At 46.2% G+C, this 23,340-nt stretch carries 20 protein-coding genes and 1 pseudogene; 5 read left to right on the top strand and 16 right to left on the bottom strand.

What is annotated here, in order from left to right; genetic code table 11:
* Positions 1-56 precede the first annotated feature (56 nt).
* Both MTF70_RS05645 and MTF70_RS05640 read right to left on the bottom strand, forming a co-directional pair.
* Positions 57-509, bottom strand: a complete 453-nt coding sequence (locus MTF70_RS05645) for a polymer-forming cytoskeletal protein (protein WP_080276973.1) — start codon at positions 507-509, stop codon at positions 57-59.
* Complete coding sequence (locus MTF70_RS05640) at positions 413-1,366, bottom strand: M23 family metallopeptidase (protein WP_005374721.1); 954 nt, start codon at positions 1,364-1,366, stop codon at positions 413-415. Before MTF70_RS05640 ends, MTF70_RS05645 begins: the two co-directional genes overlap by 97 nt.
* 427 nt (positions 1,367-1,793) lie before the next feature.
* Between MTF70_RS05640 and MTF70_RS05635 the strand changes: the two genes are divergently transcribed.
* Positions 1,794-3,548: a hypothetical protein gene (locus MTF70_RS05635; protein WP_196297851.1), complete on the top strand. Its 1,755-nt coding sequence runs from the start codon at positions 1,794-1,796 to the stop codon at positions 3,546-3,548.
* Positions 3,549-3,629: 81 nt separating this feature from the next.
* Here MTF70_RS05635 and MTF70_RS05630 read toward each other — a convergent pair whose 3' ends face one another.
* The 12 genes and pseudogenes from MTF70_RS05630 to MTF70_RS05575 all read right to left on the bottom strand — a co-directional run bounded on the left by MTF70_RS05630 (position 3,630) and on the right by MTF70_RS05575 (position 16,825).
* Positions 3,630-4,274, bottom strand: a complete 645-nt coding sequence (locus MTF70_RS05630) for an START domain-containing protein (RefSeq protein WP_017820098.1) — start codon at positions 4,272-4,274, stop codon at positions 3,630-3,632.
* A gap of 77 nt (positions 4,275-4,351) precedes the next feature.
* Positions 4,352-5,536, bottom strand: a pseudogene (locus MTF70_RS05625) (multidrug effflux MFS transporter).
* A complete protein-coding gene (locus MTF70_RS05620; RefSeq protein WP_025768668.1) occupies positions 5,533-6,177 on the bottom strand; it encodes a recombinase family protein in 645 nt (214 codons plus the stop codon). The pseudogene MTF70_RS05625 and the gene MTF70_RS05620 overlap by 4 nt, the downstream one beginning before the upstream one ends.
* Positions 6,178-6,322: 145 nt before the next feature.
* Complete coding sequence (locus tag MTF70_RS05615) at positions 6,323-7,330, bottom strand: LacI family DNA-binding transcriptional regulator (RefSeq protein ID WP_005374731.1); 1,008 nt, start codon at positions 7,328-7,330, stop codon at positions 6,323-6,325.
* Between the two features lie 217 nt (positions 7,331-7,547).
* A complete protein-coding gene (locus tag MTF70_RS05610; protein ID WP_005374733.1) occupies positions 7,548-9,281 on the bottom strand; it encodes a sodium/solute symporter in 1,734 nt (577 codons plus the stop codon).
* The gene (locus MTF70_RS05605) at positions 9,274-10,269 is read right to left on the bottom strand and encodes an ester cyclase (protein WP_042522215.1); all 996 of its coding nucleotides are present in this window, start codon (positions 10,267-10,269) and stop codon (positions 9,274-9,276) included. The genes MTF70_RS05610 and MTF70_RS05605 overlap by 8 nt, the downstream gene beginning before the upstream one ends.
* A gap of 49 nt (positions 10,270-10,318) precedes the next feature.
* On the bottom strand, positions 10,319-11,293 hold the full coding sequence (locus MTF70_RS05600) for an ester cyclase (RefSeq protein ID WP_025768665.1): 975 nt from the start codon (positions 11,291-11,293) through the stop codon (positions 10,319-10,321).
* Between the two features lie 513 nt (positions 11,294-11,806).
* Entirely contained in the window at positions 11,807-13,087 is a 1,281-nt protein-coding gene (locus tag MTF70_RS05595; protein WP_047102426.1) for a TRAP transporter large permease, read from the bottom strand.
* Positions 13,084-13,647, bottom strand: coding sequence for a TRAP transporter small permease (locus MTF70_RS05590; RefSeq protein ID WP_025768663.1), 564 nt, complete (start codon positions 13,645-13,647; stop codon positions 13,084-13,086). The genes MTF70_RS05595 and MTF70_RS05590 overlap by 4 nt, the downstream gene beginning before the upstream one ends.
* A 58-nt stretch (positions 13,648-13,705) precedes the next feature.
* Positions 13,706-14,701 carry a TRAP transporter substrate-binding protein gene (locus MTF70_RS05585; RefSeq protein WP_025768662.1) on the bottom strand — a complete coding sequence of 332 codons (996 nt, stop codon included), beginning with the start codon at positions 14,699-14,701 and terminating at the stop codon, positions 13,706-13,708.
* Positions 14,702-14,968: 267 nt separating this feature from the next.
* Positions 14,969-15,925, bottom strand: a complete 957-nt coding sequence (locus MTF70_RS05580; protein WP_205461235.1) for a substrate-binding domain-containing protein — start codon at positions 15,923-15,925, stop codon at positions 14,969-14,971.
* 150 nt (positions 15,926-16,075) lie between these two features.
* Positions 16,076-16,825: an aldolase/citrate lyase family protein gene (locus MTF70_RS05575; protein WP_205461236.1), complete on the bottom strand. Its 750-nt coding sequence runs from the start codon at positions 16,823-16,825 to the stop codon at positions 16,076-16,078.
* A gap of 289 nt (positions 16,826-17,114) precedes the next feature.
* On the opposite strand from MTF70_RS05575, the gene hisD reads away from it, so the two are divergent.
* The 4 genes from hisD (at position 17,115) to MTF70_RS05555 (ending at position 20,928) form a co-directional block, all read left to right on the top strand.
* The gene (gene hisD / locus MTF70_RS05570) at positions 17,115-18,407 is read left to right on the top strand and encodes a histidinol dehydrogenase (RefSeq protein ID WP_005374756.1); all 1,293 of its coding nucleotides are present in this window, start codon (positions 17,115-17,117) and stop codon (positions 18,405-18,407) included.
* Position 18,408: 1 nt separating this feature from the next.
* Positions 18,409-19,143, top strand: a complete 735-nt coding sequence (locus MTF70_RS05565) for an SDR family oxidoreductase (RefSeq protein WP_005374763.1) — start codon at positions 18,409-18,411, stop codon at positions 19,141-19,143.
* A gap of 65 nt (positions 19,144-19,208) precedes the next feature.
* Positions 19,209-20,213: a cupin gene (locus MTF70_RS05560; protein ID WP_025768658.1), complete on the top strand. Its 1,005-nt coding sequence runs from the start codon at positions 19,209-19,211 to the stop codon at positions 20,211-20,213.
* Between the two features lies 1 nt (position 20,214).
* Positions 20,215-20,928, top strand: a complete 714-nt coding sequence (locus tag MTF70_RS05555; protein ID WP_025768657.1) for an alpha/beta hydrolase — start codon at positions 20,215-20,217, stop codon at positions 20,926-20,928.
* Positions 20,929-20,997: 69 nt separating this feature from the next.
* On the opposite strand, the gene MTF70_RS05550 is transcribed toward MTF70_RS05555, so the two are convergent.
* Both MTF70_RS05550 and MTF70_RS05545 read right to left on the bottom strand, forming a co-directional pair.
* The gene (locus tag MTF70_RS05550; protein WP_205461237.1) at positions 20,998-22,083 is read right to left on the bottom strand and encodes a porin; all 1,086 of its coding nucleotides are present in this window, start codon (positions 22,081-22,083) and stop codon (positions 20,998-21,000) included.
* A 177-nt stretch (positions 22,084-22,260) separates the two neighbouring features.
* A complete protein-coding gene (locus MTF70_RS05545; RefSeq protein ID WP_005374772.1) occupies positions 22,261-23,277 on the bottom strand; it encodes a nuclear transport factor 2 family protein in 1,017 nt (338 codons plus the stop codon).
* Positions 23,278-23,340: the final 63 nt, after the last annotated feature.

Below are 23,340 nucleotides of genomic sequence, written 5' to 3'. Positions count from 1 at the left end.
ATAGTAATAAAAAGACGGCGTGAAAGCCGTCTTTTTAAGCACTTTAATCAAAGCTTTTATGCTGATTTACGCGAAAGTCGCTTTTCATTGTTGGTGTTGTTTTCTTTTGTGATCGCACTGTCTTGAGCCTTACCCTTTAACGTTACCACTTCCTTTTCAGGTAATTCGGCTGCTTCACCAAAGAATTTGCCACCAGGTTCAATGCTGAGGTTATTGCTCCAGATCCTACCGCTTACGCGTCCCTTGGCAAGCACTTGAATGTGTTCTGCGTGACAGTTTCCGTCCATCATGCCGTTAATGATCAGCTGTTTAGCGTAAATTTCACCGTTTACTCGCCCGCTTTCTGCGACAACGAGAGTGCCTTCCACGTTAATTTGACCATCGACGATGCCATCAATCTGGACATCGTTTTCTACTTTGAGTTCTCCGCTAAGAGAACAGCCTTTGGCGATGAGAGTTGAAGCTGCTGAGCTACTCGTTGTTCCACTGTTTTGATTAAAGATTCCCATCGTATTCTTCGCTCCTTAGTAAAAATGTCTTCGAAATCATTAAGGCTCCAATCGACAAATGGTTTCGGATTCAGTGCTCGCCCAACAAATCGCACCTCGTAATGCAGGTGAGGGCCAGAAGAGAGCCCACTGTTGCCGGAAATTGCAATCAGTTGCCCTTTTTTGACGAACTGACCACTTTTTACTTTGAACGCTTTCAAGTGCGAATAAGAACTCGAAAAACCGAAAGAATGTTGTAGCCTGAGGAAGTTACCAGAGCCTTTATTACTGCGGCGGGTGACTTCCACTACCCCATCGGCAGGGGCATAAATTTTGGTGCCGATATTTACGGCAAAATCGAGCCCACGATGCATCTTGGCAACTTTTGTCACCGGATGGATACGCTTACCGAATCCGGAAGATAGTCGTACGTTGCCGACTGGAGAGCCACTTGGTATTTGGTTTAATAACACCATGCGAACGTTTGAGGTTATCGCTGCTGCATCGAGCCTAGCATCCAAGTTATTTGTCGAGGTATGTTCTCCAACCCCAAGCACTTTCTCTAATTCACCCAAACGTTCCGAAACAAGTTGTACCCGTTCTTCCCGTTCTGAAAGGTCATTTTCTAGCTCTGATTTAAGTGTTTTCAGTGTGCTGAGCTCTTCACCCATGGTGCGTGAATGCTCTGTCAATTCAGCTTGTTTTAACGCTGCATTATCAACGCGAGTGTACAAGTGATGAATTAAGATTACGGTCGCGGCCAGAGCAACAACAAAAAAAACGAAAAACGTTTTTATGTTGCGTTGCATCCTTTTACTGAAGTACCAATGTCTTGAGCCATTGATAGTTGATATAGAGATCGTCAACTGGTCTTTCATCGTCTTCTATTGCTCGTATTTGGTATACGTCTCGTCACTGAGTTAGTAGGAATGTAAGGAAAACGAGTAGGGACCGCCAGAGGCAAATTGGAAAGAAGTGTCAGGTCGTGAGGCGTTTTCAGATATTAGATAAAAGACTCAATAAAGATTTAATATTCTGCTGATTTTGGTCGTAATTACTCCAAATCGCTTCATTTAACTGAATATTATGATTTTTAAGGCGGTTATCCGAGAAATTGGATTGTGAATATTGCCAATAGCATCCGCACGCAATTCAACTTACTTCACGGTTTGCCTTATAAATGTTGGATAATTTATCAAACCGACATTCATTACATCGATAACTTGTTTATGATAGCGGTTGATATAAAGCACTATTCATTGGCTTTAAACCTAAGCGTTACATTTCGTTTAGGAACACATAACTATGACAACGGAGTTGGTCGTGAAAAAACTACTATTGGCTACAGCAGTGGTCGCAGCAGCAGGGGGCGCTGGCTACCTGTACCAAAACAATACTACCGCGAGTGATGCAGGCTCACTGTTAACGCAAGTTCCTGCAGATTCACTTATGGTGACGTATCAGACAGAACCTTTTAACCATTATAAATACATGAACGCATTCGGTACGGCGAATCAAGGCTCGATTGCAGAACTTTTTGCCGATGAACCACTGTCTCCACAACAGCAGTTTGCAGTTAACTTATTCGATGGATACCTAGAGAGTGCTGCGTCGCCAGAAACATTAAAAGCTTATTTGGGCACCGGGGAAAACATTAATCCTGTGTTGTACACAATTGGTATGGTACCGGTGTACAAAGTGGATATTGAAGACCCTGCCGCGTTATGGAAAACACTGGATCATGAAGAGCAGATGAGCGGCGCTAAGCATGAGTTGGTTAAGCTTGGTGAAGTCGAGTATCGTCGTTACGAGATGACTGATTCAATTGACCCGCAGGACGGTATTGGCTTGGTTGTAGCCGTGGTTGATAACGTGCTTACGTTAACGGTTGATGTTCCGCAACTGGGCGTTCAAAACCCGATTAAAATGGCATTAGGGCTTGAAGCACCAAGTCAAAATATTGCTGAGAGTGGACGTCTTGAGGCGTTGCAAGCCAAATACGGTGAAAACAACAACTCTTTTGGTTACTTTGATCATCGCGAAGTGATTAAAGGTTTGACGACGAAAGATGGCAATATGTTTGCTCGTCAAATTAGCACGTTGGATGCAATAGATCCTGAACCAACTATTGAGGAAATGCGTTCACCAGCCTGCCATACTGAGCTTACTCAAGTTGCAGAAAACTGGCCTCAGTCCGTCGCGTTTGCAGAATACAAGATGAAAGGCGATCAGGCGTTCATTAAAGGTTCTTTTGTTGTTGAGTCCAACAATAAAGTGATTCTAGATGCGCTCAAGTCGATTCGTGGTGTATTGGCTGAGTCTAAAAGTGATAAGAGTTTCTTTAGTATGGCGCTTGGTTTAGACATTAATACTCTAGCGCCATCGATTGGTCAGATTTGGGCTGACTTGACCCAGCCTCAATATCAATGCTCTTTATTGACACAAATGCAGCAAGAGATGGGCGGCCAGAATCCAGCAGCCGCTGTAAGCATGGGGTCAGGCATGGTTAATGGCCTTAAAGGGTTAAGCCTGCAAATGTTTGATATCAAAGTAGATACTAATGCTCAGCATGGTGAAGTATTTAGCCAGCTAGATGGTATGTTGTCTCTTTCTGCCAATGATCCAATGATGCTTATTCAAACTGCGCAAATGTTCGTTCCTGAACTTGCTCAATTGCAAATTCAACCGGATAACCAACCTGTTAATGTCAGTGACCTATTAGAAATGCATACTGGCATGAAGGTGGACGTGTTTGCTCGTCTAAACGAAAACCATTTCACCCTTTACAGTGGTGATAGTGCTGCGGAAGCAAGCAAAGAAGTGATGGCGCAATCACTTTCTCCAAATGGCTTGTTCAGCTTTGATTTTGATTCAGAGCGTATTTTGGAAGTGTTAGAGAGTGCGTCGTCAATCACTGGGGAGCCGGTTCCGGATGATGTTGTCAAAAGCTTACAAGGCGAGCTTGTTGGTGGTATGACGATGGACGTGACAGACCAAGGTATTGGTTTTGAGTTTGATTACCGCGGTGCAACTAAACCTGTAACGGTTGCACAGCAGTAACACATTGCGTAGAAAAAGGCGGCTTGAAGCCGCCTTTTGTTATTATGTACCGTATTAAAAAGCGAGTGGGAAGAGCGACGCTTACTCATCTATTTGAGGATGAGAGTATTGCTGATATTCAGGTAACTCTTTTCTTAAATTACTAAATGTCGCCCATGCACTTTCTTTTGAGAGTTTGTTGATCAGCCAGTTTGGCAATAGACCTCCGGGGTCAGCAAACGCCTTGTATTCCACGAGTGTTGTATCGTTTGTGAGTTTTTGTAACTCCCAAGTCGCATCAACCGAGCGAATTCGAACATAACCATTTTGTTCAGCAAGATATGAGTCAGGTGCGCTTTTGATTTCTATCGTGAATCCCAGCTCATCGACCCAGTACTTTGAGTAGGTGACCATATCCCGATTTTTGGCAGGCCATGGTGCTTTAAACTGGGTGTAAACGATGTTCTCGGTGGCCGATATCTGATTTAAAACCCGGCTATGACTGGCATTGTCAATCCAGTTCGGGATATTGTCACTGTCTTCCAGTAGCGTTAAAAATGCACCATAGCTGGTGGGTGTGAACATCCGGGCACGGATCTCAACTAAACCGTCACTATGTTCTCGGGAGTAAATTGTGATTCCATTCTTGTCACTCTCGAACTGCCAGTTCTCGTTGGCGCTCGCATCAGTGCCAGCGGATATCAATGTGGCGAGTGTTAAGGCGCCCATTCTTAAATGCAACATCATGTTAGTATCCGCCAACTTTTCCTAAATTTAAGTTTATACGATTTGTCGTAACTATAAGGACAATAGTATGTTTTTTGTTATCGTTCTGAAGGTTGCTCTGCACTGAAGCCACGTTGAATGTTGGTGAAGGTAAGCGATGCAAATATTACGATAACGATCGCTAGATGCCATGCTTGACTCAATCCAAGCTGCACCAGAGTTAAGCTGACCAATGAGGAGACGACCATTTGTCCACCACCAGACATTGCCGCTGCGGCACCTGCTTGCTTTTTATAAGGTTGCATTACCATCGCTTGTGCACAAGGTAGGGCAATACCATTACCCAAGATCATTAATAGCTGTCCTAGCATCAGAAATAGAGGCTCAACAGGGCAGAAAAATAACCATATTGCGGCAGCGAGGTGAAGAAATGGGGTGCAAAGCAGCATTTTTTTATTGCCAATAATTGGCCTTACTCGGTTACAAATCGTGGTACCACATAACATACCCAAAGCGGGAATGAGCGCCCACATCGCGTATTGAGCGGAGGTCATGCCAATTTGATCTTGCATGATAAATGGCATCACAGAGACTGTCGTAATCATTAAGCTGAAGTTTAACCAACTGATACTGGCGAAACTCATAAAGTAACGAGATGTAATTAAGCTCTTGTATTGGAGCAACATTTTTCGGGGTGACGGAATGACAGAACGTTTTGTGATGGTTTCTGTGAACTTAAAGGCGATGATTACCCAGGCCAGCGAGACATAGCCCAATAGAGAAATAAACACCATACTCCAACCGAAGTGGAAGTTGATAAAGCCGCCAATCACAGGTGCAATAAGTGGCGTGATTGAAGCCGCCATGGCGATGTAAGACATTGCCACTGGGAGTTCATCCCCGCTAAATCTATCTCGAGTCGACGCTCTCGCGAGTACCGCGCAGCATCCTGTACCTAACCCTTGTAAAAAGCGCCCCATCACCATCCCTGTAAATGTGTCACTGAAGAAAATAATCATCAGCAGACCAGACATCGCGATGAGTAAACCGGTAAGTAATACTCTTTTTCGTCCTAAAGCATCTGACACTGGCCCGTAGATAAATTGAGAGGGGCCAAAGCCGAGCAAATAAATACTCACAAGTAGTTGAGCTTGGTCGAGGGAGATGGAAAAGTCTTTTGCTATCCATGGCAAAGAGGGCATGACTAGCCCCATGCTCAACTAGCCAACGCTAATAATAAGACAGGCGAGTAGTATAGTATGAAAGTTGATTGGGCGACTCATGACGGGTCTCCATTCAAACAACTTTTTTGGCGTCGTGATCTTAAGCCACCTTCGTCATCCACTTCATTTAGCTTTGCTTTGACCCGCTTCACAGTCGATAGACTGACTTCGCATTGCTCTGCCACGTTTTGCAATGTGTAGCCTTCTAGCAGTAACGTTGCGATCTGTTGGTGTTTGGTTTTGTTTGCGGGGCGGCCGCGAAACTTCTGTTTCCATAATTCTGGCTGCTCTTTAATGGCCTGTCGCCCTTGCTCTGCGGCAAACAGGCGATGTTCAGTCTGCACTTTCCCATATCCAGATAACACTGTGAGTAGTGTTTGAGTTTGAACAGAACCTGGCTCAAAAGTTAGTGATTCACATACGGTTTTCAATGTTACCCCTTTATCGAGTAGCATTTTTATTGTGTTCAATGCTTGACTAAAGTCGCGACCAAATGCGGTCAGCCACCAGAGCACAATCGTATCCCCAGTTCTGACGGAATCGAGCAGTTGTAAGAATGCCTCTCTCTCGGTTGGAGGCATGCAACCACGAACCTTATCCTCAAAATGCTGAGCTTCGGGCGCAAAAGCTTTTAGAGTATTAAGGTGCTCTTGGTAAGCTCGATTTTTTGGCGAATAACGAGTGTAAAGATACGTGGTCATAAGGATTATGAGCCCCTTTTCTTTTGGTTCATATAGTGTAATGGCTCATAAATATACATGGGTTCATTAATTCTTACAACACTAAATGAGCCGTTTGGGAGTCAGGGGCAAATAAAAAGCCAACCGAATGGCTGGCTATAGCTATTTAAGCTTTTGTTGTCTGTCGCTCGATTAACTTCACTGGCACCATCATTTTTACTAGGCTGCCGTTTTTCGTATTAATTTGATCAACAATGATCTTCACGCACTCGCGAGCGAGGCGACGGAAATCCTGGCGGAATGTGGTTAATTGATAGCTTAACCATTCTGTCTGAGGAATATTATCAAAGCCAATGACTTGTAAGTCCTGAGGAATGCTCAACCCGCATTCTATACGGGCGATATCCATGACCGCCATCGCAAGGTTATCGGTTGCACAGAACACCGCTTCAGGCCGATTTTTGTCTGCCAGTATGGCACGGACTTTATCAAGTGAGCTCGCGTAGTCATAGCTGGCTTCAATGATGCGTGGCGTCTTGCCGGTTAGGTCTTCAAATTCAGAGCAGAAGCCGCTTTGACGTTCGTCATTCGTAAAGGTTGGCACTTCTCCCGTCAAATAAACCGCGTTCTTCACGCCACTTTTGTGCAGAAGTTGCGCAGCTTGTTGGCCTGCTTCGTAGTTGTCACTGATAACGTAGCTACTCCTAGTACCTTCAACAACTCGTGCGTATTGAACAATTGGGATATTAAACTCTTCACATTCTTCATAAAGGGACTTATTGAAGGTTGCGGAAGCAGCAATGACACCATCGACGCGATACTGGAAGATATTTGGGATTGAGTGGCCCTCTTCTTCATCCACTTGCCATGGAATCAATACGGCAGAATAACCTTTTTTCTGTAACTCACTGGAAATTAATTGCAGTGTTTTCATATGGATAGGGTAATCCGCATCAGGAAACACCAAACCTATCAATTTCGATTCGTTTGTGGTCAGGCTACGTGCAAAGGCGTTAGGGCGGTAGTTAAGGGCTTTAGCCGCTTCAAAGACTTTTTGCTTGGTCTTTTCGGATACTGAGCTACCCGGAACAAACACGCGCGATACAGTAGATTGAGAGACGCCTGCCATCTTTGCCACATCTTTTGATGTGACTACGTGTTTAATTGATTTCATGAATAAAACTTAGTTGCCAGTAATTGAGGTCATAAGACTAGCATAAATAGGTACGTATTCATAAATGTTCTGACGGGGTATCCTAAGTAGAATAATGGCTTTGGAGTGTTAAAAAGCAAAATGTGGGTTAACCCATTTGGTTTGCTTTGAGCTAGCACTAGATCTAGAGCGTAGATACTGTCCGTTTGTTGGACGTACAGTATCTACGTAAAGAACATTAATTTGCTTGTTTGACTGCAACTTTACGTTTTGGGGAGAGGAGTGAATACCCCATGTATCCGATGCAAGCGGTAGCGACAAGAATAGAGCAGCCACGCATAAAGTTAATCAGCATAGGAGCGTTGTCGGTAAACGCGTTGATCCCCCAAAGCATCACGATCGAGAATACAAACATCACTAGTAAGCCATAACATGGAGCATCGATTTTGCCGGGAACGACATACCAACCATCTTCCTTGATTGGTTTATTTAGACGAGCATATTCCGCTTGCTGGCCTTTCACTGTGTAAAGATGCATTTCATCTTGTTTACCCGTCAGGAGAAGGCTAGCAATGTAAGCGACAACGGCATTCACAAGGACTCCAATCACGCAATACCAAGGCCACGCAATATCGGTCGCAACGGCTACATACCAAATCACCAAGAAGCTAGCAGCAACGCCAATTAACAAGCCTTTTTCCGTAATGTGTTTTGAGTAGAAACCAAGGACGAACATACAGAAGCTCGCACCGACAAAGTAAGAGCCTGCCTTACTCAGCACTTCCAGTACCGAGCCTGTGCTGGTGGCAAACATGATCGCTGGAATGATGACCAAAATCGCCCACGCCACCGTGAAGAAACGCGATACCTTTAAGTAGTGCTCTTCCGACTCGTTTTGCTTGTAGAAGCGTTTGTAAAAGTCAGCCACAGAAACGGTCGCCATTGAGTTAAAGGCGGAATCGAGACTCGACATACTTGCCGCCAGAATCGCAGCGGCAATGATGCCCATCAAGCCTGGCATTCCATATTCACTCGCATAATGAAGAATGATGGTGTTGCCGTTTTCAAACTCTTTACCGTCGTAATAAGCGTTGAACAGTACGCCAAGCAAGATAAAGACAAAGTAAATAAAGAAGGCCACGTAGCCCATCATCAACATTGCCTTTTTCGCATCGCCCATGTTTTTAGCGGCCATACAACGTTGTACCATCATCTGGTTACCACCATACACGGTGGTGTGGAACATCGTCATTGCGATAACGCCAGCCCATACCGTCGTTACTTGGCTTAGGTCAAAACTTGTCTGTAGGGCATCGGTCATTCCTTTCGCTTTGAGTTCTGCCATGACCTCCGTCATTGGAGCAGGCATGCCATTCCATACAGCTTCAATGATGATGAATGCGCCAATAAATAAGATTACTGCTTGAATCACATCGGTCCAAATGACGGCCGCGATACCGCCCATTACGGTGTAGATAAGGGCAATTGCAGTGACTATCATGATGCAGTACATCACGTCGATACCAGTAATGAACTCTAAAATCATTGCTGTCGCGTAGAGTACCGCTGCCGAGCTCAATGCTTGTTTGATAAGGAAGATAAACGACAATGTCAGTCGTGAAGCCTTACCAAAACGTCGCTCTTGATACTCGTAGATAGACGTTAAACCGTTGTTGTAGAAAAATGGCATAAATACAGCCACGATGAAGAAGATCACCAGCGGATAATTGAGGTGAATCGCGATAACCGACAGGCCTTCTTTGTAAGACCAAGCTGGCCCGCCAAGGAACGACATGGCACTCACGTAAGTACAAACGACAGAAATACCGATCGCCCACCAAGGGATGCTCTTATCACCCAAGGCGAATTGGCTAGCTGAAGTGACTCGCTTTCCAATTACCGCCCCCAGTACTAGCGTGAGGGCGATGTATCCCCCAAGGATGCTCCAGTTAAGTGCGCCAAACTCATGCATAATTAGGTCCTTCTAACTGTTCTTTCATTTGTGCAAACACGTCATAGCCAAGTTGCAGCAGGATATGAACGATGTCGATCGCCACCCAGTTTTCCTTCAGTAAATCGCCTTCGCGTCGCCAAATGTCCATAACGCGAAGTTCGATGTGTTTTCCGGTTGGGGCAAGACCGAGCCAGCCACTGTAACCAGTGTGAGTACCATGCATATGTGGCCAACCACCTGTGGATACGTAGTCATTTTTGGCCAAAAAATTGACCTCAATATCGACACTTCGATCTGGGAACGCAAACACAAATGGCGCTTGATGGTGGTTACGGAAACCTTTGATACCGCGCGTAGTACCAATACCAGCAGGGCCGTACCACATGAAGTCATTGTGCCAGTAGTTTTCAAGATCCATCGAGAAAAGATCTTTGCCATCAAAACGACCCAAGCAAGACAGCATATCTTCAACCAGCTGGGCGCTCTTTTCACTTTCTTCCAAAGACACAACAGATTGTTGAATACCGTTAGAAGTTGCAGGAGAAGGAACCAAGCCATCGTGACCTAAGCTTTTACGAAGAGGGTTGCAGCCTGCTTGATTCATCGCATCGATGAAGTCTGGAATCATGTAAGATTCGGTGATTTGGTCGTTCTCCACACACACCATTTCGGTGTAACGCAAGTAGAGTGTTTTCCCTGTTGCTGGGATGCCAAACAGTGGTTGTTCAAATGTACCGATAAAGTAGCCGGTAGAGTTGTACCAAGTGCGGCCTTCGTATTCGCCGTGCATCACAATCATTGGTCGGCGCTCGGCATCAGGTAAAGCATTAACAAGTGGTGAGAGGAAAGATTCGTGGGTTGCATCTGGGCCATTAAGATCGTTCACAGGGTGCGCCACGCACCATTTTACGTCAGGGTTCAAAGCTTGCAGAGCGGCCTGTTTTTGCTCGATGTCTGCGGCTTTGAAGTAGTTCTGGTAGAACTGTTCGATGATGTTGAGTGACATGTTGCTTCCTTACTGTCTGTGATTTTAATAAATAGTGTTTAGTCAGCCGTTAGCCTTGCTGTAGCAGGATTTGCTTCCAGATTGCGGTCTCGTCAAACAAAGTGAATTCGCGACGAAGACCCCAAGGACCAAACTCAGCGTGGCTGATCCCCATGATGTAAACCTCTTTCCCAGAAGGCTTACCGAACATCCCATACCCTTCATGCTTACCGTGCAAAGACCATCGAATTGCAGTGCGTGGTGACATCATGTCGTCATCTCGGCCAATACGATGGTGAACGGTAAATTGAGCATTTGGGAAAGACGCACGAAGTGCCATCCAAAAATGATCGACTTCCGAGTGTGATAGGGCAGTTTGACCTCCAGTGTATTCGCCGATGCAAGCGCGGTCGTACTCTTTCGGTACTATAGAGAACTCGGCATTCATAAGGCTTCTGAGAATTGCTTCGTAGCGCTGACCATATTCGTTGTCGTTGCCTACGCCCAAATAAGGTCCAGGAATGTCGACTTCAGGTGTGAACGGAAATGGGCTTGATTCCACGCCACCTTCAAATTCGATTTGTTGGCGTGCAAACTCTTCTGACGTCATACCCAGTTGTTTCGCGATATCGGCTTGATCGCGAACCAACCATTCGTCATTGATTTGGTTATTGATAGCGTGGCAATCTGCGATAATACGGAAACGAAGTTTGCGGTTCGAGGCTTGCCCGTAGAAGCCGTTGCCACTGTGTGTTGCAGTAGAGATGATTCGATGAGAAGAAAGCATGCCTTGTTCCGGGGTGCCTGACCAAATGACGTCTTCGCCATATAGCGTGCGATCGGGAAACTCGGCCAGTGTCGCCATTGTTGCACTGATCACCCCTTCGTTTCCTTGAACGATAGAGAGTGGAGTACGCACAACAATGTCGGGAGAGTAGTAGTGTTCTAAGGTGTTTAAACCTCGGTCTTCCCAAATCTCTTTTGTGATACCAAGAATGTAGTCGGGAAAGTCACGCCACTTTTCATCGAAGCCAACCATGGCCATAAATCACCTCCGTAATTGAATAATTATGTTTTGATTACGTATTCAAAATATATCATGTTGCCATTTTGTCAACGGATTGTTTTTCGATTGTTTAAATAGCGTGCTGATGATCAGATTTTTAACAATTGAGCGGAAAATAAACTAAAAAAGTACAGGAGAGATGGAAGCTATCTCTTATCGAGACGTGTTAATAAGAAAGGAGGTCAAAGTTTTTTGTATGAATTTCCTAGTATCTTATTGTTTTTTAATCGCTTAATTTATTTTGATCTGTTTGAATGGAAACAAATGATTAAGCCAAAACTGATAATCATGCAGATCAAGGCACCCAAATAGACTTTATCGCTAATATTCAGCTATTTTGGTGTCAATTATCCTTATATCTTTCAAATTTTCCTTTTGCATACGAATGCTTTAGGTCTTTTTTATTAAATCGGAAGTAGATAACGAATAAGCCACTAGAAAGGTGTTTATCTAGTGGCTATAACAGTCATAAGCGCTCTATGAGTGCTACGATCAGGATAAAAGCGCAGGTAACGATAGCGAGATGGCAGGGATGAAAGTAATCAACATCAAGGCCACTATCATTGCACCAATCCAACCCATGATGGCTTTAGAGAGCGACTCTATCGGTACTTTGCCTACCTGACTTGCCATAAACAGGTTAGCACCCAGAGGAGGCGTAACAAAGCCAATGGCCAAGTTCACGATCATCACGATACCAAAATGAACGGGATCCATGCCGAGTGCTGACGTAATGGGTAACAGAATTGGTGTGAGAATAACAATCGCTGCCAGCGTTTCCATAAAGGTACCGACGAGCAACAACAGGACATTGATGCAAAGCAGTATCAGAAGTTTGTTTTCGGTAATCGATAGAATGAACTGAGCAATTTCAGTCGGCAGACGTTCTAGGGTCAATATGCGGCCAAACGTCACGGACGCACCCACAATGACGAGCACAGCGCCAACTAACAGTGACGACTCTAGAATGATTTTCACCACTTGCGCTGGTTTGAGTTCTTTATAAACAAACATGCCAAAGAATAAGCCATAGAGAACTCCGATGGCGGCTGATTCGGTAGGCGTGAAAATGCCAGAATAGATACCGCCGAGAATGATCACGGGGAGTAGCATTGCCCAGCTGGCTTCTTTTAGCGCAGCAAGACGCTCTGCCCAAGTCGCTTTGCGTTCGTTACCTGTGTAGCCCCGCATTTTTGAGACAATTAGACAGTAGCCGATCAATACCATACCGACGACCAAGCCAGGAATGATTCCCGCCATGAACATCTTAGTGACGGAGACTTCAGCAGTGATCGCGTAGACGATCATCACCACAGAGGGTGGAATAATGACGCCAATTCCGCCGGAAGAGGCTATCAAGGCACCGGCAAAGCTGCGGTCGTAGCCTTTCTTCACCATCGAGGGAATCATCGTCAGGCCGATAGCGGCAACAGTGGCAGACCCCGTACCAGAGATGGAAGCGAAGAACATGCACGCCACAATGGCGACGATGCCAAGCCCACCAGTAAAGTGGCCAAAGAAGACCTCCGCCACGTGTAATAATCGTTTTGAGATCCCTCCTTGGCTCATAAGGTTACCTGCCAAGGTAAATAGAACGACGGCGAGGAGAGGGAAAGAGTCGAGCCCTGTTACCATTCCTTGGACTAAAAACTCAATGTTAAGAAACGGCAGACTGAGTATCGCGACCATACTGGCTGCCGCCAGAGCAATACCGACCGGAACGCCAATGAGCAGAAGCAGACCAAAGCTGCCAAACAAAAGTGCAGACGTCATGCGTTAAACTCCAATAGTCGGTTAGAAGTACGGTACTTTGCTTTGATATGGCGATAGCGTTGGCGAGAAAAGCGAACTCGTTCATTGCTGGTGGAGCACGCGTTCACACGTTGATAAATGCTTGTCACTAGGCGCGCGCAGCTTAATAGTGCGCAAACTAAAACAGAGGCATACAAACACGCAATAGGAATTTCCATTGCGGGTGCAATCTGACCGAGTTGCAGGCTGCGATTGATCACCTTAAATCCAAACCAGGCGACAGTGGCACTAAAGGCAAGGTAGATAAGATCAGAAACAATCAAACTGAATTGCGTCCAATTGCCCGGAAGTTTATCGATGAACACACGAATGCGGATGTGTCGATCATCTCGGATACAATAGCTGATGCTCAGGTACATCGCCCATACGAATAAATAACGTGCCAGCTCTTCAGCCCACGCGATCGTTGCGTCAAATAGGCGTAGTGCGATTTGCAAGCACAGTAAAGTTGTCATCGTCGAGATCGCGATAACGATAAGGGTAGGTTCTAGGTATTTGTCTAGTAAGCGAAACCACTTCATGTTCACCTCCAAAACGAGAAAGCACGACCTGTTGCCAGATCGTGCAAAAGAGTGGGAGTTATAGGCGTTCTATCTCGGCAATCACGTTGTCAAACAAGTCTTCACCTGTCTTGCTACGCAGATCTTGGTACACGGCTGCATTCATTTTTTCTTTCATGATGCTGCGTACCTCGTCTGGGACGATGTTAACCGTCATGCCTTTTGCTTCGAGCTCTTTGATTACTTCTTGGTTTTGCTTAGCGGCGAGCTCACGCTGTTTTGCGATGGTTTCTTTGCTTACTTCACTGATCAGCGCTTGTTGTGCGGCCGGCAGTGAATCCCAAAACGATTTGTTCATGAACAACACGTAGTTGGTGTATATATGGTTAGTTAAAGAGAGGTACTTTTGTGCCTCGTAAAAACGTTCGGCATAAATAGAGTAGATAGCACTTTCTTGAGCGTTAATCAGGCCTTGTTGTAACGAGGTGAAAATTTCTCCCCAAGACAGAGGTGTTGGCGCAGTACCAATAGATTTCCACGCGCTTATTTGAGTGGGGTTAGATGCCGAGCGAATCTTTAGCCCTTTCAGGTCCTCAATACTATCAATTGGCTGTTTGTTGTTGGTCACGCTACGAAAGCCGACCTCCATAAAGCCAAGTCCATGAAAGCCTTTTGATTCCATAGCATTCAACAATGGTTGTCCGATCTTCTCACTGTCGAGCGCTTTGTGTGCTTGCTCTTCGCTATCAAAAAGGTAGAACACGTCGAGCACGTTAAACTCTGGGACGTAGGGAGAGAGTAAAACTGACGCACCAAACGTCATTTGTAAGTTGCCTTGCTGCACGAGTTCAGTCGTCTCACGCACATCGCCTAGTTGTCTTGCCGGATAGATTTCAACTTCTATCTCACCGTTTGAGCGAGCTTCCACTTCTTGTTCGAAATAGAGCATTGCTTTGTGTACGGGAGAGGTTTCTTGACTGTCATGAGCAAGACGAATAACACTGGTTGCAAACGTATTCATACTGCTAAATGCAAGTCCCAGTGCGGTAAGTGAAGTAAGGATTGCTTTCTTCATCGTTCTTCCTTGTTTCTGGTATGACCTGCCATGGGCATTCGTCGGCAAGTCACACAACTTTTTATGTTTTTATAAATTAGTTGAGCAATTCATATCCATTTTGCATACGAATCCAAAATAAAACATTAAAGTAACAAGTCAATAACAAGATTGATGAATTGATGAGGAATTAAATAACGATTGGTGAAAATTTAATCGTGATCACAGAAAGTGCCTTACTCGAAAGCAAGACATTTTGTTTATGAAGAATGAATAAAAATGGATTTATTAAGTGGTGCTACTACGTTCGAGCAAGGTGCCTTGCTCGAAAAGGTATTCGCCAGTTGCATCCAGGTTGCCGTTGATTCGATTCATCAAATCTTCAACCGCTCGTTTAACAATTTTGTCGACTGGTTGAGCAATGGTGGTCAAATCATAGCTCGGCCATGCAGACATCGGAATGTTATCTACACCCATCACAGAGAAGTCTTGGGGGATCTTTGCTCCGGCTTGTCGCAAGCCATCCATCACACCCATGGCGAGGATGTCGTTTGCACAAAAAATTGCATCGGGTTTGCTAGTGTGCGACAAGATCGCTTTCGCCGCTTCTAAGCCTGCTTCAAAGCTGTACTTGGCTTGGATAAAGGTTGGTGACGGGGAGCCGAGTTCTTGCAATTTTGAAGAGAAACCCAGCCAACGCTCTTCACTGGTCATGGAGCCAGCATCGCCACTGATATAAGCACACTGTTTTGCGCCTTTCTGCGTTAAATACTCGGCTGCTTGTTGGCCCGCCAATCGGTTATCAATACCAGAGCTATTGGCATTAATACCCTCGGCGTAGCGGTTAATCAAGCTTAAATGAACGCCAAACTTTTCGCATTGGGCAAACGCGCGTGAGGTTAAACGGCTGGTGGCGATAACGAGTCCGTCCACTTGGTATTCAATGGCGCGTGAAATGGCGAGATCGAGGTCGTCTTTGTCGATAGGGCAAAGCACAACTTGTCCGCCTCGCTTTTGAATTTCGACAGCCAAAGCACGAGATTGCATGTCATACATTGGGTTTGATTCGCTATCTAACGCAATCGCCACTAAGCCTGAACGATTCGAAATCAGACCTCGGGCGATGGCATTCGGTGTGTATCCGAGCTTAGCTGCGGCATCCATCACCATTTTGCGTTTCTTCTCGCTAATACTCGCAGTCGGGCTGAATGCTCTAGATACCGTCGATTGAGAGACGCCGAGCATCTTCGCGACGTCGATCGAAGTTACTTTCGCTTTAATGGTGATACTCCTTATTTAAGGCCATTGAACCTTCTCATACGTGCTGAGTGTATGGGCTAGGGGATTTCTGTGTCTAGAGCATTACATTGATAAGGCGTAAATATCAGAGAAAACTCAAGAATTCATCACATTTCTCTCTTGTTTGAAGCCATCAATGATCATTTTGTGTTCAGACCCAACACAAAAGAAGCTAACGCCGAGTTCACGCCATTCCCGAGCTTGTTGAGCCGTCGCGACAAACATGCCAACAGGTTTATTGGCGGCTCTGGCCGCTTCGATTACTCGCATACTTGCTTGTGCGACTTTCTCATCATGAACGCTATCAGCACCATAAGCGACAGTGAGATCAACTTGGCCAATGAAGAGCGCATCAATTCCTTCAACATTGGCAATCGCTTCAACATTTTCAACCCCTTGAGGGTCTTCAATTTGTGCAATGACAATCGTATTCGCACGGCTGTCTTTTAAGTGTTCAACCATGGGCTTAGTGGCGTATTGCGCTGCTCGACTGGAACCAGCATACCCTCGGCCACCTTCTCCGTAATGGCAGATTTTCGCCAGTTGCGTCGCTTGCTCAGCAGTACAAACATGGGGAATTTGTACACCCGCCGCGCCACAGTCAAGCGCGTTCAAAATGGTTGAAGGAGCGTTGTCTTGTACTCGTACCACGCACGCGAGGTCATTCGCTCTGGCCGCCATGATGCACAGATCAAGCGAGGAGCGATCGAAAGGTGCGTGCTCTGCATCCAGTACCACAAAAGGCAACTCTGCCAGTGCCAATACTTCGATAATGTGAGGGTGAGGGGTTTTAACAAATGTACCTAATATCGTTTCTTGCTTCAGACGTTGTTTAAAATTGCTCATGATTCTCTCCTTTGCAAAGGTATGCAAAAACTAACATGTAGAAATGTAAATGATGAGTAAAAATGATGTGATCTAAAACTCATTTTTGATTGAAAATTAAACTTAATTAAGGTCCTTATTACTTGCTTTTATTTGTTTAAGCTAATAAATACAAAGGCTTAAGGATTGTTTTTGTGGTTTGTTGACTTAACTTGTCAAATGTTAATTAAGTGTTTAATCTGATTTTGCATTCGTATCCAAAAGCATAAAAATAACCGTTCGTCAGCCTCAATGTTCAAGGAGAAACCCAATGGCACGCATTTTAAAAAACGGAATCACTGAAGAAGCATCAGCATCAAATGACGCAAAAGTGCGTCAGATTGTCGAAAACATTCTTGCTGATATTGAATCGAAAGGTGATAGCGCTGTACGTGAGTTGTCTGAAAAGTTTGATAACTGGTCGCCGGAGCAATTCCGCCTGTCAGAAGAGCAAATCCAAGCCTGTGTGGATGCGCTTGATGAATCGACTCGTCATGATATCGAGTTCGCTCAGCAACAAGTTCGAAACTTTGCTCAAATTCAACGTGACTCAATGAAAGACGTCGAAGTAGAAACCATGCCTGGTGTGGTACTGGGGCATAAAAATATTCCAGTAAACAGCGTGGGTTGTTACATCCCTGGTGGAAAATACCCATTGGTTGCATCCGCTCACATGAGTGTACTGACGGCGAAAGTCGCGGGCGTAAAACGTGTTATTGCTTGTGCGCCTCCGTTTAACGGCCAGCCGAACGTCGCGATTGTCGCTGCGATGGCAATGGCGGGTGCGGATGAAATCTACTGCTTCGGTGGTGTTCAAGCGGTAGGAGCTATGGCATTGGGCACGGAGACTATTGCGCCAGTCGATATGATTGTAGGGCCGGGTAACGCATTTGTAGCAGAGGCAAAACGTCAGTTGTTTGGTCGCGTTGGTATCGATTTGTTTGCAGGGCCAACGGAAACCTTGGTCATTGCTGATGAGAAAGGCTGTGACCCGGAATTGGCAGCGGCAGACTTGCTTGGTCAGGCTGAGCACGGTTACAACTCTCCCGCTGTATTGTTGACCAATAGCGAAACATTTGCGCAAGAAACCATTAAAGAGATCGAACGTCAGTTAACCATTCTCCCAACGGCTGAAGTTGCGGGTAAAGCGTGGGCAGATTACGGACAAGTGATCGTATGCGATAGCTACGAAGAAATGGTGGAAGTGGCAGACGATATCGCTTCTGAACACGTACAAGTGATGACGGAAGATCCTAAGTACTTCCTAGATAACATGACCAACTACGGTGCCTTGTTCCTAGGTCGTGAAACCAACGTCTCTTACGGCGACAAATGTATTGGTACCAACCATACACTGCCAACGAAGAAAGCGGCGCGATACACCGGTGGCCTTTGGGTAGGTAAGTTCATCAAGACTTGTACTTACCAGCGTGTAACGGAAGCGGCATCCTTAAAAGTCGGTGAATACTGCTCTCGCTTGTGTGCACTAGAAGGTTTTGCCGGTCACAAAGAGCAAGCGGATATTCGTGTACGCCGTTACAAAGGCAAAGTGGAAGAGGCGTAATATGTCGAAACTTGCCTTAGTCACAGGCGGCAGTGGCGGACTGGGTGCCGCCATTTGTCGCAAGCTAGCTGAATCGGGATATCGCGTAATTCTGACTTACAACAGTAATCAGAAAGCGGCCGAGGATGTGCTTTCCTCGCTGCCACGTAACGAGCATCTAGCATTCAAATTGAACGTGGCAGATTCTAGTGCGATTGAACAGCTTAAACATCAAGTCAGTGAAATAAGCGACAAGCTGGATTTGTTGGTCAACTGTGCGGGGATGACGAAATTCGTCGCGCACTCTGATTTGCAAAGTTTAGATGACCAGCTGTTTGACCAAATTTTCCAAGTGAACGTCCGTGCGCCTTTTGCCATGGTTCGAGCGTTTGAGCCTTGGCTTAAGCAAGCCAATGGTTGTGTGGTGAACATTACTTCTATCGCGGCACAGACTGCGATGGGGAGCAACATTGCTTACTGTGCAAGTAAATCTGCCGCGGAGAACATGACCCGTTCTTTAGCTCGCGCTCTGTCTCCCGAGGTTCGAGTTCTGGCTGTTGCTCCAGGGCTTGTCGACACTGAGTTTGTCAAAGGCTTGGATGACGCATGGCGTAATCAACAAGAACAATCCACACCGCTTAAGCGTTTAGCCAATGATGAAGAAGTCGCTCAAGCCGTGTACGCCGTGGCAGATCTTCTTACCTTCTCGACAGGCAATACCATCGCGGTTGATGGTGGGCGACCTTTAGGTCTGTAACACACTTTCGGTTTGTAACTAACAATTCAAAGGCTAGGTCCAAACAAGGACAACAAGGATTTACAATGACTCTACAATCTAAAATGAATAATAATCTGGTCCGCTACATGGAACTGATTCCGGGTACGAGTGCGTTTATTGATGCGCGCACGCCAGGCAGTGATCTGAAAGATAACTTCTGCATTATCGGTGCTGGGGTGGCAGAAAGCAGTCGTCAACATGTTCATATTCGCGATACGGCGGGCTTTAACATTGGTGCCGCAGGCCAACCGCCGGGCATCAAAAATTCGTTGCACTCTCATCGTACCGCCGAGCTTTTCTTGGTGTTCAAAGGTCAGTTCCGTTTTTATTGGGGGAACGATGGAGAGCATGAGGCGGTGTTGTCTCACGGTGACGTCATCTCGATTCCAACCAATCTCTTCCGTGGATTTGAAGTGGTTGGCCGCGATTACGGCTTTATGTTCTCGGTACTTGGCGGCGACGATTCAGGTGGCGGCGTTATTTGGCATCCAAACGTTATTAAAGACAGTCAAGGTTATGGTTTATACCTCAAAGCCGATGGCACACTCGTGGACACCATTAATGGCGACCCGGTGCCACAAGAATCAGAATTGATGCCGCTGCTTACCGAAGAAGAGCTCGCGACCTTCGATACCTACACCGCAGAAGAGATGATGCCATTTGTCGCTCTGCAAAAAGATTATCGTGAAATCAAAGGCGATTTCGGCGGAAGCAACGTGAAACAATACGCCTTAACGGGTCATCCTTTGGCGAGTTATGACTTCCAAGTAAAGAGTGAAGATGAAGTGAGCATCATGGCTTATGAGCTTTCTGAAGGTGGCTCGATTCCTCAACACTGCCGAGAAGAAAAACAAGTACTTATCAACTTTGATGGCGATACAGAGGTGGTCCTCACGCATCAAGGCGAACAAGCTAATGTTGTTTTAACGCGCGGTGATGTGCTGAATGTTCCAGAAGGTGCGTCTTATTCACTGACGAACTTGCGTGGTAATAGTTTGACGTATTGCATTCTTGGGTCTGATCAACCAAAGCCGCTGGCAGGAGAATAAAATGACGCAACCCACCTCGTTAGTTTGGCTACCCGGACTACTTTGTGATGGCACATTGTTTGAGGAAGTCAACCGAGCGTTGCCAAGTTGGGTTGAGCCTTCATGCCCGACGCTGGCCTCATTGCCGTCAATGGAACAGCTGGCGCAGAAAGTGTTGCAAGACGCACCGCAGGAGTTTGTCTTGGGTGGCCTATCAATGGGTGGGATTCTTGCCTTTGAGGTGTACCGCCAAGCGCCAGATAGAGTCAGAGGTTTGGTGCTAATGGACACCAACGCGGCGGATGAAAAGCCAGAGGTGACACAAAAGCGCGACGCACTGGTTAGTCGAGCGTTAAGTGGTGAATTTGAAAGCATTACGCCTGATACTCTAATGCCTGTGCTGATTCATCCAAGCCGTTTGCAAGACAAAGCGTTAACTGAGCGTATAGAAGGCATGGCGGTCAATGTAGGTTTGGAGGCATTTGAAGCACATGCTAAAGCGTTAGCAACTCGCCCGGATGCTCGACCTTTATTGGCGGACATTCAAGCTCCTACGTTGGTGATAACAGGTAAAGAAGATAAGCTTTGTCCGCTAGACAATCATCTGCTCATGGAGCGATGCATCCCAAACGTCACGCTTCATGTTATCCCTGAGTGTGGGCATCTATCTACGCTTGAGCAGCCTTTAATTATTAGTGAAGTGATGACTACTTGGCTTCAAGATAACTTTGCTTAGTGTTGATAAGAACTTCATCACTCACCACCTTAAGGTTACTTGGGTATAGGTGGTGAGCGATGAGTATTATCAGAAGTAGTAGCGAATACCTGCCGCGAATTGATCATCACGGTTTTCGAATTTGCTGCCATCGTACTGATCTTTACCTAGGTCGAACTGGTATTCAGTCCAAACTAGGAATTTGTTCTTCTGGAAGTGGTATTCAAGACCAGGGATCAGCAAGTTACGCTCGTAACCTTGTGTCTCGTCACCACGATCTTCCATGTAGTTGTAGTTCAACGTTGGGCGTAGGCCGTTATCGAAGTGGTAGTAAGTGTAGATTTCGCCACCTAGGGTATCGAACATTACGTCCGTACCGCCTTGGCTCACTGCTTCCCAGTTTTCGCCAACGTGGAATGTCGCACCCGCGTAGAAGCCACCGTTGCTGTAGTTTGCGCCCAATAGCATGATGCGCATGTTGTCGCCGTTTTCTACGCTAACCACGCTTGCGTCTAGATCCGCAACTTCATTTTGATGGTAAGCCGCACCAAGTGTTACGCCATCAACCGGTTTGTAAGTGATCGACGCACCCATGCCGTTTTTCAGTGAGGCTGTCGCATTGCTTGCTAGAGCAACATCTTCACGCGTGGTTTGGTAAGTAAAGCCGTAGCTCACTTTTTCATTGATTGAATTACGGTACGTAATTGAGTTTTCTGCACGACCAGCACCGGATGCGATACCCCAGTCAGCTAGGTTGTAAACACCTGAGCCACGAGTACCGAATACACGACCTAAATCGGTGTACCATGCTACGTCGTAGAAGGTAGACCACTGCTTAGTACCCGCAGCAATCTTGCCGTATTTTTCGTGATCAACACCTGCGTATAGCAAGCGGTCGTAAATGTTGTCGCCGTTCGCGCCAGAGTTGTAGCCCCATTCCGCGTGACCGAAACCAGTCCAGCCGTTATCCAGACCCATTTGGCCTTTCAAACCGAAACGTGAGCTGCCGCTGTTCCATTCGCCGTTGTCATCACCGCCACGGTCTTGGTAGCGAAGATCGAAACGGCCATCGATGGTTAGGCTGTCGCCAGCGTCATTAACAAAAGTGTGTGCAGCAAAGGCTGAGCTAGAAGTAAGCGCTGCTAAAATCACTGCAGAAAGGGTCGACTTTTTCATCATCAATCTCATTATTCAGGGCGCAGAAAGCCACCGTGCGTTCATGCCCGTTTTGAATAAGGGTTCTATCTTGAGGTTGTGCCCCATCCTTGAGGCACGAGTTGGGAGCATGTCGCCTGAACCGAGAGGGGATTCAGGCAACATAAAGGCGGGTTTACAGTCCGCCCCTAGGACTTCTTATAGAGAAGGGTTTAGGATCTGTTGAGTACGCTCGAACACGTCTAGACCTTGCTGTTTTAGCCAGTAAGGTAGGTCGATCAGTACCCAGTTCTCAGATAGCTTGTCGCCGTCACGGTAGTAAACATCAACCACTTGCATGTCTGCACGTACTTCACCACCAGTCATACCTAGGAAACCACCGATTGGCGTGTTAGATAGGTTTGGCCAGCCGAAGAAACAAGAGAAGTTACCTTCTGCGAAACGACATACGTGGCCGTTAAACTTCTTGTCTTTCAGGTTGTTACGGAACGGCAATTGGTGCTGCTGTTGGTAACGAGGAATTGTGTAAGACGCACCGATACCACATGGACCGTACCAGATCATGTCTTTAGACCAGCTCTTCTCAAGAACTTCTGGTGGGCAACCCATAGCGCCGCTGTCGTTCAGTGCAGATAGGTCATCAACCATCTTGTTCACTAGTGCTAGTGTTGCTACGCCTTCTTCTGGTGCTGCGTCTTCGAACAGTAGACCGTCGTGGTTACGAGGACCAGGGTATACGAAATGCTTACCTGTTGATGGTGGTAGTGGGTAACAACCCGCTTGGTCCATCGCGCCTAGAAGGTCTAGGAATAGGCCAGTCTTAGTGATCTTGCCGTTTTCAACACAGTTAAATTCTGCGTAACGGATGTTCATGATTTTGCCAGTTGGGCGCATGCCTAGGTATTCAGCGTCGAATAGACCCATGAAGTGACCCATGCTCATTACCCAGATTTCACCTGATGTTACTTCGTTCTCACCACCGATGAAGATGTCTTGACGACGCTGCATGCGAGTCATTGATTTCATCAAAGGAGCCCAGAAAACGTCAGCCGCTGCTTGAGCGCCTTGTTGCTCACGGAATGGGTAAACACCACGCCATAGGTAATCTTCTGAAGTGTGTGCTTTTAGTACTTCTGCCACGTTCTCGTGAGTTGCGTTTTCCATTGCGCTGAAGTATTCACGTACAACGCGTTTCGCTTCTTGATATTTAGACATAATAAACTCTCTTATTTGCTGTCGAGTCGGCTTTGGGAACAGGACTCGAAATTAAGTTTTTTC

This window comes from Vibrio sp. 2CM40D, assembly GCF_023161825.1.
In the GTDB taxonomy this organism is placed as follows: Bacteria; Pseudomonadota; Gammaproteobacteria; order Enterobacterales; family Vibrionaceae; genus Vibrio; species Vibrio alginolyticus.
Note: the sequence above shows the minus strand (reverse complement) of the source record. Positions and strands in the feature narration are given on the sequence as shown.